The sequence below is a fragment of the Candidatus Omnitrophota bacterium genome (assembly GCA_013791745.1).
In the GTDB taxonomy this organism is placed as follows: domain Bacteria; phylum CG03; class CG03; order CG03; family CG03; genus CG03.
In genome coordinates this window covers 1-14,723 of record VMTH01000108.1, presented here as the reverse complement: position 1 = coordinate 14,723, position 14,723 = coordinate 1, and the positions used below count along the sequence as shown (strand labels likewise).

The 14,723-nt window shown below is 51.0% G+C and carries 9 protein-coding genes; all 9 read left to right on the top strand.

Annotated elements, in window-relative coordinates:
• The coding region (locus FP827_04985) for a hypothetical protein (GenBank protein ID MBA3052429.1) at nucleotides 1-7,332 on the top strand (7,332 nt) is incomplete at its 5' end.
• A complete protein-coding gene (locus tag FP827_04980; protein MBA3052428.1) occupies nucleotides 7,332-7,826 on the top strand; it encodes an ankyrin repeat domain-containing protein in 495 nt (164 codons plus the stop codon). The genes FP827_04985 and FP827_04980, both read left to right, overlap by 1 nt.
• 1 nt (nucleotide 7,827) lies before the next feature.
• On the top strand, nucleotides 7,828-8,895 hold the full coding sequence (locus FP827_04975) for a hypothetical protein (GenBank protein ID MBA3052427.1): 1,068 nt from the start codon (nucleotides 7,828-7,830) through the stop codon (nucleotides 8,893-8,895).
• Nucleotides 8,896-9,066: 171 nt separating this feature from the next.
• Nucleotides 9,067-9,669 carry a carboxypeptidase-like regulatory domain-containing protein gene (locus FP827_04970; GenBank protein ID MBA3052426.1) on the top strand — a complete coding sequence of 201 codons (603 nt, stop codon included), beginning with the start codon at nucleotides 9,067-9,069 and terminating at the stop codon, nucleotides 9,667-9,669.
• A complete protein-coding gene (locus FP827_04965) occupies nucleotides 9,666-10,691 on the top strand; it encodes a FecR domain-containing protein (protein MBA3052425.1) in 1,026 nt (341 codons plus the stop codon). Before FP827_04970 ends, FP827_04965 begins: the two co-directional genes overlap by 4 nt.
• A gap of 40 nt (nucleotides 10,692-10,731) precedes the next feature.
• A complete protein-coding gene (locus tag FP827_04960; GenBank protein MBA3052424.1) occupies nucleotides 10,732-11,610 on the top strand; it encodes a DUF1015 domain-containing protein in 879 nt (292 codons plus the stop codon).
• Nucleotides 11,600-13,069, top strand: coding sequence for a tetratricopeptide repeat protein (locus FP827_04955; protein MBA3052423.1), 1,470 nt, complete (start codon nucleotides 11,600-11,602; stop codon nucleotides 13,067-13,069). Before FP827_04960 ends, FP827_04955 begins: the two co-directional genes overlap by 11 nt.
• Nucleotides 13,070-13,091: 22 nt before the next feature.
• On the top strand, nucleotides 13,092-13,544 hold the full coding sequence (locus FP827_04950) for a hypothetical protein (protein MBA3052422.1): 453 nt from the start codon (nucleotides 13,092-13,094) through the stop codon (nucleotides 13,542-13,544).
• On the top strand, nucleotides 13,531-14,343 hold the full coding sequence (locus FP827_04945) for a hypothetical protein (GenBank protein ID MBA3052421.1): 813 nt from the start codon (nucleotides 13,531-13,533) through the stop codon (nucleotides 14,341-14,343). The genes FP827_04950 and FP827_04945 overlap by 14 nt, the downstream gene beginning before the upstream one ends.
• Nucleotides 14,344-14,723 lie beyond the last annotated feature (380 nt).

Below are 14,723 nucleotides of genomic sequence, written 5' to 3'. Positions count from 1 at the left end.
TATGATAATTCCGCGCCGGTATCATCGGCGACATATCCTGTAAACGGCGGGCATTATGTTGATGTGGACTCAATCACGGGAACGGCCTCAGACGGTGTTTCGGGAGTGAATGAGGTCAACATCCGATTAAAGAGGCCGGCGGATAATAAATACTGGGACGCCGTGGGTTCATCGTGGACATTCAGCGCCGTCTGGAGCACCGCCACAGGAACGACGAACTGGAGTTTTAACGCAATCCCGGTCATCTGGTCAACCGGCAGCTATAGTATTCAATCAAGAGCGAAGGATGCTGCGGGAAATTGGGAGACGCCGACAAGTTCAACAACATTTGATATTGTTTTCGCGACTCCATCCGCGCCGTCAGGTTTTAATGGTGTGGCGATGACGGCGACATCAATAAAATGGATATGGAATGATGTCGCGAACGAGGACGGCTATTATATTAGGAGTTCTACGGGAGGGCTTTTCAAAACTCTTCTCGCAGATGCAACTTCATGGCTGGAAGGATCGCTCAGCGTAAACACCTCGTATCAGAGGTATGCCGAATCGTATAATGCCAGCGGCTCAAGCGGCTCGGCATCGGTTACCAGATACACGCTGGCGAATAATCATTCCGGATTATCATTTTCAGGTATTACAGGATCAAGCGCTACTTTTCAATGGACCCACGGTAATCCGGCATACACGAGGTGGGGGATTTACAGGTCAACGGATAATTTTGCAACAAGCACAACGACAGTTAAAGATTTCGCCGCGAATTATACAAGCAGCGCTTATACTGATACCGGGCTGACCGATTTAACAACCTATTGGTATAAGGTTCAGGCGTTTAATGGCGACGGCATCGGCTCCCTGTTCAATAATATCATATCAACGAAAACCCCGGACGGAACTCCGCCGACAGTTGGAATAATAAAACCGGCCGCCGCTTATGTCAATAGTTTAGCGCAGATAGCCGGAACCGCGGCGGACAACGGGGGGATAAATTCTGTTAATGTTGAAATAAAGAGGAACTCGGATAATTCTTATTTTGATTCGGCGGCATGGGTGACCGGGCAGACATGGCTGTCCGCGAGCGTTTATACGAGTTCATGGACATATTCGGATGTTGATCTCGCATGGATCAACGGTTCAAGTTATACCATAACCGCGCGCTCCTGTGACACCGCTCTTATATATTCCTCGACGGTATCAGCGGCGTTTACATACGATATAGATTTGCCGATATCCGCGGTGACACATCCTGTGGAGAGCGGCAAGTACGATTTTGTCACGCAGATAACAGGCACTTCGGCGGATACGGTTTCCGCGATAAACACGGCTGATATAAGTATAGAGAGAAAGGATGATGCGAAATATTGGAACGGGTCATCGTGGGTCGCGGGGCAGTCATGGTTAGCCGCGCCGCCCTCAGACGGCGCTTACGACACTCTGACGGAGAACTGGAAATTTGATATAGCGTATTCCACAGACGTGTTTTCGTCAACGGGGACATATGTGGTTTCGTCAAGAGCGCGGGATGTAACGCAGAACTATGAAACAGCGTTATCATCAGTGACATTTGAAATAGTGTTCTCAACACCTCCGGCCGTCGGCGGAATTCAGGGAGTTGCCGTTGCGACAGACAGCATTAACTGGTCTTGGAGCGATATAATTGAGGAAGACAATTACAGGATTAAGAGCAGCACCGGCGGCATAATCAAAGATGCCCTGGCCGCGGACACAACATTTTGGATAGAGAAAGTGCTTTCCGCGAATACCACGCGCTGGGTTTATGTTGAGGCGTATAACTTGATCGGTTCGAGCGCTTCTCCGTCCCCGGTGGTATATACACTTGCGGATATTCCTGCGATATCAGGATTCAGCGGAGTGTGGTATACAAGCGCGACGGTAACGGTAGGGGTAAACGCAAATCCGGATGGAACGGAGTATTATGTTGAATGCGGCACCGCTTCAGATTTTTCGGTCACTGATCAAATAAGCGGCTGGATAGCGTCGGACAACTGGCCGGTTTCTTCGCTTGCCGACGACACAACCTATTATTTCAGAGTGAGAGCGAGGAACGGCGATGCCGTTCTCACGGATTTTTCCTTAACGGCCGCGACGACCACACTTTACATAGACCTCGTTTCTCCCACGGTGGGGATAACGGAGCCGGTTAACAATTCATATGTGAACGCTAATGCTTTGACACAGATCAATGGAACCTGCGCGGACGATGTGGCGGTTTCGACGGCTGCGATAAGAATTTTTAATCAGATAAACGCGAATTACTGGAATAACAATACGACGATTTGGGATGCTACGCTAACGCCTGAAACTGCCTGGTTCGCGCCAACGCTTTCGGCCGGCGGGACATTCTGGTGGTTTAATTCTCCGGGCTGGGCGGACACAAAGGTTTATGAAATCAGCGCAAAGGCGAAGGATACGGCCGGCAACTGGTCGGCGGTTTTTTCAACGGCTGTTTTTACCTACGATGTCACGAAGCCGAATTCTGCCGTGAGCGTTCCGGAAAACGGAATGAAACTCACCACATTGACAAGTCTCGGCGGCACGGCAGCGGATGCAACATCCGGAATTTCGCAGGTTAAAATTCAAATCACGGATCTGACGCAGGGAGCGACATACTGGAACGGCAGCGGTTGGGTGGAAACTTCCGCGTGGCTCCCCGTAAGCGGGGTCGACCCCTGGTCGTACAGCTTTGTTGACGGCGACTGGACAGAAGGACATATTTATAAAATACAGTCTCAGGCGACGGATGCCGCGGTGAACATAGAGTCCGCCGTTAATCAAAGCACTTTTACTTTCAGCAAAGCCGGAGTTAAACTGCAGGTTCTTCTTCCCGGAGAGACAGCCACGCCGGGCATAGCCCCGGGTAAAATAGGAACGCCTTCTGTTCAGACAGCTGGAGTGGCTTTCAGCGTGACGGTAAATGCCGTTGACGATTTGTGGAATGTCGCGGTGAATGCGGTTGCGACAGCGCAGATAACGACCAGCGACCCGAACGATACAGAGCCGGGTTCTTCGACGATGATAAGCGGAACGAAGATATTATCCTTGACAATGGTGACTGCCGGAACGGCTACTATAACAGCAACTGATACCGATGGAACGCCGCTGACTTCAGATATAAGTCCTGTGGTGACGGTTAATCCCAATACGGCGGCGAAACTGCAGGTTATTGCCCCCGGCGAAACAGCAGCCGCCGGTACGGGCGGCGGGAAAACGGGAACGCCTGCTGTTCAGTATGCGGGAGCTGTTTTTACGGTGACGGTCAACGCCTGCGATAATTATTGGAATGTTGTTTCAACGGCTACGACGGTAAATGTAACGACAAGTGATATTGCCGATGCTGATCCCGGTAATATAGTTCTTACGGCGGGCACGAATAATGTCAATGTAACGCTTGTAACGCCCTCGACGGGCACGCTGATAACAGCCTCGTCCGCCGGTTATACGGACGGCGTTTCGGCTTATGTCGTGGTGAGTTCAACAGATGTGGTACCGCCGACGGTGGGAATAACGGAACCGGCTGCTGGTTACGTAAACAGCCTGGCGAAGATAGCGGGAACCACGAATGATAATATCGCGGTGAGTTCCGTGACTTTGTGGATAGAGAGAGAAGATACTTTTGTATGGGACGGGGGAACATGGACGGGCGCGGGCGTCTGGATACCGGCGGATAATGTGTATATTTCGTCGTGGTCATACACGACCGCTGTTTCCTTGTCGGCCGGAGCAAGTTATACGATTATCGCAAAAGCGCAGGATACATCAGGCAACTGGTCAACGGTTTATTCAACTGTAACATTCACTTATGATATTTCGCTGCCGACATCCGCGGTGACATATCCTGTGGAGAGCGGTCAGTACACGGATGTCACGGGCATTACAGGAACTTCTACGGACACCGTTTCGGGAGCGTGGGCGACAAAAATAAAAATATTCGCATTGACCGGCCCGTACATAGGCGCGTGGTGGCAGGACGGCACAGGCTGGCAGGGGGCGGAATTCTGGAATGACGCATCCGGCACAGCTTCGTGGAGTTTTGACACCTCAATGATAGGATGGCCGGCGGGGACTTATAATATTCAGTCAAAAGCTCAGGATGTGGCCGGCAACTGGGAAGTGCCGGTAAGTTCGGTAACATTTGAGATTATTCCTTCCACGCCTGCCGCTCCGGCGGGTTTTGCGGGTATTGCGGCTTCTCCATCGAGCATACGCTGGAACTGGGCAGACGGCGCCGACGAAAACGGCTATAAAATTCTAACGGATACAGGGGGGCTTGTTGCCGTCCTTGCCGCCGGTACGACATTTTATATTGAAAGCGGATTCGGCGTGAATACGCAGTATACGAGATATGCGGAAGCTTATAACACGGCCGGTTCAAGCGTATCAGCCGTATCCTCTGTCTATACGCTGGCGTATCCGCCTCTCACCACGGCGGTTGTCGCTTCATCTACGGGTTCTGTCACTATAACATGGCAGGATAACTCAAATCCCGCCGGAACAAGATGGGGAATAGAAAGGTCTACGGATAATTTCGCGACCTCGACACCTTTGAAAGTTTTTGCGGATAATTATACGGCAATAGGTTACACGAACACCGGACTTTACAGCAACACGACTTATTATTACAGGGTCAGGGCATACAACGGCGGCGCCGTTGCCACCGCTTTTGACAGCGCCGTTTCCACGGTAACGGCATCTGTTCCGCCTCCGGCCTCGCCTGCTGCTTTTTCCGGAACCGCAATGGATTCGGCGTCTATTATGTGGACATGGACGGATAGTTCGGCTAACGAAAACGGTTTTAATATAAAGACGGCGACGGGCGGCGTTGTCGCCGGACTTGCCTCCAATACAACTTACTGGCTGGAAAGCGGGTTGAATGTCAATACGAGCTATTATAGATATGCGGAAGCTTATAATGCGTCCGGGTCAAGTGCCGCGGCGGGTTCTCTGGTCTACACCTTTGCCAATCCCCCGTCGGGAAGTTATGTTTCGTCTGTATCAAGCGGCAGCGTGACTTTGACATGGTCGATCAATGGCAATCCCGGGGGAACGGAGTATTATACAGAGTGCGACACATCCCCGGCATTTGTTTCTCCCGACGGAAACAGCGGCTGGATAATCGCGACATCTACGGCGTACTTTACTTTTGTATCACTGAGCGCGGAAACCACTTATTACCTGAGGGTGTGCGCTCGGAACGGGTGGGGCGTTATTACTTCTTATGACAGCGTGGCAGCGATGACGGCGGCCGCGGAAGTGGTTGTTTCCACGCCCGCCGCTCCGACGGTGTTTTCAGGCGCCGCGCAGAGCGCCTCGTCTATCATGTGGACATGGACGGTCAATTCTTCCAATGAAGACGGTTTTTATCTTAAGAATTCGTCTGATGCAGTTGTGCAGACGCTTCCCGCGGGCGCGACTTTTTATCTGGAAACGGTGCTCGGCGTAAACACCGAAAATTACAGATATCTGGTTTCGTATAATACCGCAGGGGAAAACGCCTCAATTCCTGCCGCCGTCTATACTCTGGCGAATGCGCCGTCGGCTTTCACCGTGACGGTCACTTCCTGCGCGGTGACGCTGGATTGGTCCGCCAACGGCAATCCCGCCGGCACGGATTACGATATAGAGTGGTCAACGGCTGGGGATTTTTCCGTCACGGATTATGCCACGACGACGGATGTTTCCTATCAGATAACTCCTCTTTTGAGTGAAACAACATACTATGTCAGGGTCAGCGCCTTGAACAGCGACGCATATTCAACGGCCTTTTATGAGACATCGGCCTTTACAGCCGAACCGGATCTGACGGCGCCTTCTGCCGTGAGCGCTTTCACGGCTGAAACGGCGAATATCAAAGGCGCAGTAAAACTTTCATGGACTAATCCCGGCGATGACGGAACGGTCGGGGCAATTCCCGGCGGCGCGCAGATGATAAGGTATGTGACGGGAGCCTCGGCCACGACAATGCCGGATATTATTAAAGACATAGTGCCTGGCACAACGGAAGCGCTGACCGTCAGCGGCCTTGTTCCCGGCGGCGCCTACACATTCTACATAAAAGTGAAAGACAGCGCGGGTAATGTTTCGGGAGAAGTCTCCGCGGCGGCTTCAGCCGGAGCCCAGCCGGTTTTGAAAGTTTACGGTATAACAAGCCCCATAACCGCGGGTGTCAGCAGCGATTTTACGGTTGAGGTGAAGAACGCTCTCGGCGTGACCGACACATCTTACGCGGGCGCCGTTACTTTTGAGAGCAAGATCATGGACGGTTCCTATGCCGGCGCGAATGCCATGGTGTCCTTGCCGGCGGATTACAGTTTCACAAGCGCCGATAGCGGGGCTCATGTTTTCACCGGTGCCGTTTTCCTGGAGAAGGGCGAACTTTACAACTGTTATGTCAGGGTGACGGATACAGGGGATGCGCTCATAACGGGCCAGCAGGTTGTGACCGTTTCGCCTCTTGATTTTATTTCGGGCATCGTCACGCAGAAGGACGGGACGCCGCTGACCGGAGTTTATGTTGAGGCCTATGCCGCGGGATTGTCCACGGGCGTGCCTTTTACGACGATAAACGGCAGTTATACTGTTATAGGCCTTGATATAGGCATCTACACGGTGCGCGCCACATGGACGGGCGCGGGCGGTCTTGAATCCTCGGCTGAAAAACAGGCCTCAAACGGCACCGCGGCCTTTAATTTTACTCTCGGCATTAATTTTGATCTGTCTATTGTGCAGGGTATGGTTTTGGGCCTGAGCGCCTCAAGCATACGCGCGGCGGCAGGCCTTATAATGCCGCGGGCCACTTCGGAGTACGCCTTTGTCGAGATAAGCGCGGGCAGAAAAGTGATGAGAATACCCGTCGCCGCCGACGGTTCTTTCCGCATGGGGAATCTTATACCGGGCAGATACAGCGCAAGGGCATGGGACGGGAGCAGGTATTCAAACAGCGAAACGCTCATTCTTTCAGGCGGCGCCTCCGCGACGGTGAAGTTCACATTCCCGGTCAGCGCCGAGGTTTACTGCTGGCCGAATCCTTTTATTGAATTGAAAACGAATGAAGCAGGTGTGCATATAAGCTATATAGGCTCCAGTTACGGAGCCGACCTTAAAATATACACGATAACCGGCGAGCTGGTGAGGGATACCCGCGATTTCATCGCTTTTACACGGGCGGATTCCCTGACGGGTTATGAATTTATATGGGATCTTAGAAATAATGACCGTCAGGATGTGGCAAGCGGCGTTTATTTCTACACACTGGAGCTCACGGACGCTTCCGGCGGCGTCAGAAAATACAAGGGTAAGATAGGGGTGGTGAGATAATGACATTGATCAAGAGATTCGCGGTTTGTTCGCTTATTGTGTTTTGCGCGCAGGGCGTTTTTGCCGCGGGCATAAGCTCTGCTATCCTGAAAAGGGATGACGCGAAAAGACTGGAGAGAGAGATAAAGAAAAGCGCGGATATTAACGACTGCGACTGGTTCGGCAGGACGGCTCTCATGAGAGCCATAAGGTTCAACGCTCTTGATTGCGCGGAACTTCTCATCGCAAACGGCGCCGGCATAGATACTCGTGACAAAAACGGCTGGACGGCTCTCATATGGGCTTCTGTTGAATGCTCCACCTCGGCGGTAAAAATGCTGCTGGCAAAAGGTGCGGATCCCCACATCCATGACAATCTCGGTTATACCGCGCTCATGTTCGCCGAAGACAAGAACTCCGACGTTATCTGCGCCATGCTGAGAAAGGCGGTGGAAAAGAGCCTTTTAAAAAAAGAGAAGAAGCCCGCCGGCGGGGAAGGGCGGAAGGTAAAATAACATGGGGAAAATAAAGATTTCACGCGCTCTGTTCCCGGCCTTGGCGGCCGCGGCGATGTTTACGGTTACGTGCGCTTTCGCGGGCAGTGTTTTAATAACAAAAACCGCCGTCACGGACAGCGCCGGCGCCGCGAGGACTTTTTTCTCATCGAGTGAGAAAATAAATCTCAGGATAGAGAGCTACTGCAGCGCGGCATATTCGCCTGACAGGATCTATTACAAATTCTATATCAAAAACCCCTCCGGCGCGCAGGTGTTTTATCATGACAGCAATTCCACCGAAGGCAATGTCGGGGCCGGCGCCGCGTCGCTCAGGAATATACCGATGTCTTTTTACAACGGGCCCGGGCTGTATCGTTTCCGCGCGGAACTTGTTGTGGCCGGGAGCGTTGTGGCTTTTGACGAGTCTAAATCCTTTACGGTGTATTCTCCCGTTATCACTCTCACATATCCCTACGACGGCGTCACGGATCTTTTGGATAAGCCCGTTACCTTCCGATGGGTGGCAAGCGGAGCGACTAAATACAGGGTGCGTGTGGCGGATGAGAGATCTTTTTATAATCCGCTGTGGACGCTTGAGACGCCTGCTTCTTACGCGCAGTATCCTCTTAATCCGCCGGAAGACAGACAGCGGCTTTCCGGCGGCACCCAGTACTACTGGAAGGTGGTGGGGCTCTCGTCCGACGGCAGCAGGGTAGCGTCTTCCGACATATACGCCTTCACTCTGAAAAAAGAGGCGCTGTCGGTTTCATACAGGAACCTTGCCGTTACCGGGCTGGAATACGATCCTATGAGCTCGCCTCCGAATAAGGTGATAGTGAAAGCCGAAGTGAGCAATATGGGGAATCAGAGCGAAACGGCCGTTAAGCTGAATCTTTTCGTGGGCGGCATCCTTTCGGGTTTTACCCAGATAAATTCTCTGATGCCGTCACAAAAAACCCCCGCTGTCTTCGAGTTCGGCCCGGTGCATCAGGAAAATATAATAGTCACGGCCATGATAGAGGCCGCGGACGAAAACGCAAAGGACAATGTGCTGACGAAGAGTTTCAGCGTTGATCTGCCGGAATAGTGGATAAATGTCCCGAAAATTACAGGCCGCGTTGTTGAAAGCGGCACGGAAAACGGGATCCCGGGAATAAAGCTGTATCTGGAAGGCCCCGTTACGAGAGACGCCATAAGCGGCGCCGGCGGGCAGTATAAATTTGAAAAACTGATAAAGGGCCAGTATAAAATATCCGCCGTGGTAGAAGGAATAGAAGGCGATGTAATCAGCGTCAATGTGTCGGAAGACAAGGCCTATACAGGAAACAGAATATCCGTCTCGGCCGCCGGCGCCGGCGTGCCGGAAAGCGCAAAAAAAGGGAGTGCTGTCATTAAAGGTCAGGTCACTTCAGGCGAGGCAAAGGATGTCATGCAAAAAGTTACCGTGAGGCTGATGAGAAAAACGCCGGGAGGCGAATACCGCAGCGCCGGCGAGACGCAAAGTTCCGATAAGGGTTTTTATAAACTGATGAACGTCAGGAGAGGGACATATAATCTCATATTTGAAAAAGAGGGCTATAAGAGTGAGATAAAAGAAATAGAAGTGAAAAAAGGCGCGGTCGTCATAATTGACTGTAGTCTCATGGAGAAAACGCTGATAGACGCGCCCGAGGATTATACGGCGGATGAAGCCTGGCAGATAATCAGGGCGAAGATAAAAGACAACAGCGTTCTTTCGGCGCTGGAGGGCTACACGGCTTCGGGCATTGCAATAAACAGCGGCCTGCTTAAAGACGCGCTGGATGCGATAAATGAGGGGAAACTGAAAATCAAAAACGCTGAAGTGGAGATAAGCAGATGAAAATAATTGAAGGCGATCAGGTGTTAAAGAGTTTGAGGATGGCGTTCGCGTCACTGCTGTTATTCGTCATATCATATCCGTCACCGGCCTCCGACGCCTCGCCGCTGGCCGTGATAAGCAAAATGGAAGGGAGCGTTTCCCTGATGAGCGCGGCTTCTAAGTCCGCCGTCTCAGGCGCGGCTTCCGGCGAAAAATGGAGAAAAGCGGGCACGGGTGATTTTCTTTTCCAGGGAGACAGGATAAAAACGGCAAAAAAATCGCGCGCTGTCATTAATTTTATAAGCGGCATAGAAATAGAGGTGAACGAGGAAACGGAATTCGTGATCAAGCTCAGTGAAAAGCAGGGCGACAGAAGAGAAGAAATGGATATGATCCTCGGCGAGATACTTTCAAAGGTGCGCAAGGGCGCCGATTACAGCGTCCGGACGCCCCAGGCGGTGACAGCCGTGCGGGGAACAAAATTCGGCGTGCGTGCTTCAGGGAATATCACCGAAGTCTATGTTTTTGAGGGCATGGTTGACGTTTTTAACAGTTACGGAAAGATCCTCTGCAAAGAGGGAGAAAAAACAAGCGTCGGGGCAGGGGCATCCCCCTCCCCGCCCGCGCAATTGGAAAAAGAGGATATGAGTAAAAAATCTTTGTGGACGGGCAAACAAAAGCAAGAGCTGGATGTGGAGATGGAGCTTAAAAGCGAAAAGGGCTTCATCGCGGGGCTGCCTGTTGAGGTGAGCCTTAAAGCCCCCGCCCAATATGACGGGAAGATAGATGTAAAAACATCCTCCAAAGATTTTGAGCTTTCCGCTGCCGGAAAGAAGTGGCGGGGCGCGGCGCGTTTCAAAATGAGCGGGGGCGCTCTCACATTCTACTGCAGGAAAAAGCGTCCGGGGCCCGGCGTGATGACCATAGACAACGACGATATAAAGACATTGATAACGGCAGTTAATTTTGATGAGGCAAAAGAGAAAAAACTCAAACTGAAACTTGACGACGGCCGTGAGATGGATATCCAATTCAAAAAATAATCTGATTGCGCGGGCTCTGTCGATTTATTAAAATCACGCTATGGTGAAACTTGAGACATTCAGGCCTTTTATTTACGCCGCCGGCAGGGACAAGAGCGCTTTTATAGCGCCGCCTTATGATATTATCAGCGCGGCCGCTCAAAAAAAACTTTACCGTAAACATCCTAAGAATGTTGTGCGTCTCATACTGGGGAAAAAATATTCCCCGGACAACGCCCGGCGAAACAGCTATACGAGAGCCGCTGATTTTTTTAAAAAATGGACTGATGAGAAAACCATTATTCCCGGCGAGCCGGGTGTTTTTATATTGAGGCAGGACTTTGAGCTTTTCGGGAAGAAATACCGCCGCGAGGGAATCGTCGCCCGCCTCGACTGGAGCCGCACATCTGCCGGGAGTATAATACCGCATGAGAAAACCCATAAAAAACACCGCCTTGACCGCAGCCGTCTGCTCAATGCCCTTCCCATGAATTTTTCTCCCGTCTTTCTGATAACGGAAGGCGTGTCAGAGCGCATTAGAAAAGCTTTCAGGGCCGCGAAGAAGGAATCTTTTTACAGTGTTCCCGGAGAGAAAGGCGCGCTCTCCCGCGTTCCGGCGGCTCAGAGTGCCGGCCTGCTCTCATTCTTAGGTAAAAAGAAATTCGTCATCGCCGACGGCCATCACCGCCTCAGGGTTTCACGGGAGAATTTCGCCAAAGACCGCTCTGCCGGATATCTCATGGTTTATATATGTGATTTTTCGGATGAGGGATGCCTCATCCTCTCGCACGCCGACAGAAAAACCCCTTTTGATAAAAACGCCGTCAGGGAGGTGATGAGGACCGGAAAGTTGATGGGGCAGAAATCCACATTTTTCTGGCCTAAGCTGCCTTCGGGTTTGCTGATTCATCCGGTAAAGGAAGTCAAAGATGAAAAATAAAACGCGCGCTATCTCCGCCCTGCTATTATCGTTCTGTTTGTTTATTCCTGCCTCTGCCCGCGCCGCCGCCGGCGCGGAAGTGGAGTCCGGGAATAATTCAATGTTTCATTATCTTCTTTACGGGAGGTATTTCAGGGAGGGCAAGTATCTTGAGGGCCTCGCCGAACTTGAAAAAGCCATGTCGCTGGATCCGGGATCTGTGTTCCTGATAGAAGAGGCTCTGCCTGTTTATTTTGATATGGGCAATTACGATAAGGTTATGGAAATTGCCCCGGAGCTTCTTAAGAAAAGCAATAAGAATTTTTCGGCGTTTTTTTATATAGCCAGCGTTCATGAGATAAGGGACAACACGGATAAAGCGGTGGATTATTATCTCCGCGCGGCGGAATTAAAGCCCGGCAGCGCCGATGTTGGTTTTTCATTGGGCAGGATATATATGAAAAAAGAATTGTACGACAAGGCGGAGATCCATTTTGTGAACGCGGTTCAAAGCGAGCCCGACAACCCTATAATGAGACTCACTCTCGCCGTTTTTTATGAAGCGGCGAAAAAATGGGACAAGGCGGTCCAACAGTATAAGGCGCTGGCCGAGCTCGATGAGGATTCCGTGAATCCACTTCTGAAAATAGGCGAGATACACGGCAGAAACGGAAAATACGACGAGGCAGAAGCTGTTTTTCTCAAGGTTCTTGAAAAGGAACCCGATAATTTTTCAGTTATTGCGGCGCTGGCCGGAATTTATGAGAAGCAGAAGTCGTGGGAAAAACTCCGGGATGTGCTGCTTAAAATACATATCGTGCAGGATGACTATCCCGAAGTTGAGATGTACCTTGGCCTGGCTTATCTGAACCTTGGAGATAAAAAAAACGCTGAAGAATATTTCAGCAGGGCCGTGAACATAAATCCGGAAAACGCGCCGGTATATTATTCGCTTGCGCTGATATATATGGACGCTAAGGATTACAGCAAAGCCCTGGACGCCCTGGAAAACTCGGAGAAATACGGCGGCGAAAACACTGAGATTTATTTTCTTAAAGGCGTTTGTTTTGATTCGCTCGGCAACAAAACCATAGGCCATGAGGCCTTTGAAAGGGCCATAGAAAAAGACCCCGAGAATCACAGGGCTTTGAATTATCTCAGCTACAGCTGGGCGGAGGCCGTGATCAATCTTAAAAAAGCCCGTTCCTACATAGAAAGAGCGCTGAAGCTTTCTCCTCAAAACAGCGCTTACCTGGACACCTCCGGCTGGGTATATTATCAGTCGGGTAATTACTCGCAGGCTTTGAAGCTGCTGAGGAGGGCATCTTCTCTGGAGGACGATCCCGTCATATGGGAGCATCTGGGCGATGCTTATATGAAACTCGGCAAGAAAACTTCGGCCATGAAGGCCTACCAGAAAGCTTTGGCTATGGGCGGAGACAAAATCGCCCTGAAAAAGAAGATCGATGCCTCGCGCTGAACGCCTTTTTTTCTCCTGTTTTATGTTTCTGCTGATCTCCTGCGCGTCCCCCCGTATCACCGGCTTTCCCGCCGGCGTCCTTCCGCCCCGCGGCGTCTTCGCGGCGGAGCGCTTTTCTATGATCGGGGATATGCGGCTGAGGGGTTTCGCCGACGGATATTATTCCTTCGCGCTCAAAAGCTCGGATGCCGGCACGGAATTTCTTATCATAGACGCCCTGGGCGCGAGCCTGAGAGACGAGACGGCCGAGGCAATAGCCGCCGAAGCCGTTGCCGCGCTCAAAGGGAAATCGGGTTTTATCAAATCGGTCAAACAGCGCGGCGATGCGATATATTTTCGTTTTGCGCGCAACCCCTTTCACATAAAAAAGATTACGGTTTTTATGGAAGAGGGCGGGCCCGGAAGGATAAAACTCTATTTCAGCAAAGGTGTTGCCGACATGGAGATCAGCATAATTGCGTATGAAGAAAATTGAAATAGAAGCTCCCGCGAAACTGAATGTTTTTCTGGACGTCAAAAAACCCGTCCGGGCCGATGGTTTCCACGAGCTCGTGAGTCTCACCGGAAAAATCAGCCTGTCAGACACGGTCAGTGTCGAAAAGGCCGGTAAAATAACGCTTGAGACGGATTCGCCTTACACTATACCGCGGGGTAAAAAAAACATATGTGTCGCCGCCGCCGAGCTCCTGAGAAAAATGGCCCCTTTTCCGGGCGCCCGCATAAAACTTGTAAAAAGGATCCCTCCGGGCCAGGGTATGGGCGGAGGAAGTTCCGACGCCGCCGCTGTTATACAGGCGATAGACAAGTTGTGGGGCCTGCACCTGACGGACAAAACAAAAATGGCGGTAGCCGCCGGGCTCGGCTCCGACGTGCCGCTTTTTCTCATGAGTTCGCCCTTTGTCTGGATACGCGGCAGGGGCGAGAAATTAGAGCTTTCCCGCAGAAAGATAAAGGGCCCTCTTGTCCTGTGGTTCGGGCGGACTCTTTCAACAAAGCGGGTTTATGAATATTTTGACAGGCTCCCTGACGGCGATTTCTGCGGACCGTCATACAAGATGCCGGGCCGGGCTGTTTTTTATAACGCCCTTGAGGGGGCGGCTTTCAGGCTTCGTCCTGAGATAGAGGCGAAGAAAAAAAAGCTTCTTGAGGCAGGCGCCGAAAAAGCCCTCATGACCGGCAGCGGTTCCGCGGTTTTCGGCATATTCAAAACTCTCGCTGTCGCGAAAAAATTCGCCGTGACGGAATGTTCTTGTAAAATCGCGCGCTTTTTGTAAAATAAATCAGTCTGTAATATCCGCCTGAAGCGGAATTGCCGCCATGTTGAGGGATGATGTAAACGGGAGGTAGTGGGATGGAAATTACTGATGTAAGAATTTTTGATATCTTTCTGTGGTTATTTGGTAAAGAGGGAGAAAATCATAATATAATTTATAAAAAATTAAATAGGTAAAGAACAAAAGGGGCTTGAGATAGGAGGTGTAAAATATGAGAAATATAGGCTATAAATCAACCTTTGGCAAGTATAGAAGATTTAAGATTTTGTTTGTTTTTATTTCAATTTTCACAATTCCCAATTTCTTAATTTATAATTCTTACGGAGAGGATGCAAGATATTGGTTTGATAAGGGAAAAGAAGCTTATGACAAAGGTAATT

Coding starts and splice junctions, on each gene's coding strand:
- FP827_04980 (MBA3052428.1), top strand. CDS start 7,332: ATGACATTGATCAAGAGATTCGCGGTTTGTTCGCTTATTGTGTTTTGC.
- FP827_04975 (MBA3052427.1), top strand. CDS start 7,828: ATGGGGAAAATAAAGATTTCACGCGCTCTGTTCCCGGCCTTGGCGGCC.
- FP827_04945 (MBA3052421.1), top strand. CDS start 13,531: ATGAAGAAAATTGAAATAGAAGCTCCCGCGAAACTGAATGTTTTTCTG.
- FP827_04950 (MBA3052422.1), top strand. CDS start 13,092: ATGTTTCTGCTGATCTCCTGCGCGTCCCCCCGTATCACCGGCTTTCCC.
- FP827_04960 (MBA3052424.1), top strand. CDS start 10,732: ATGGTGAAACTTGAGACATTCAGGCCTTTTATTTACGCCGCCGGCAGG.
- FP827_04955 (MBA3052423.1), top strand. CDS start 11,600: ATGAAAAATAAAACGCGCGCTATCTCCGCCCTGCTATTATCGTTCTGT.
- FP827_04965 (MBA3052425.1), top strand. CDS start 9,666: ATGAAAATAATTGAAGGCGATCAGGTGTTAAAGAGTTTGAGGATGGCG.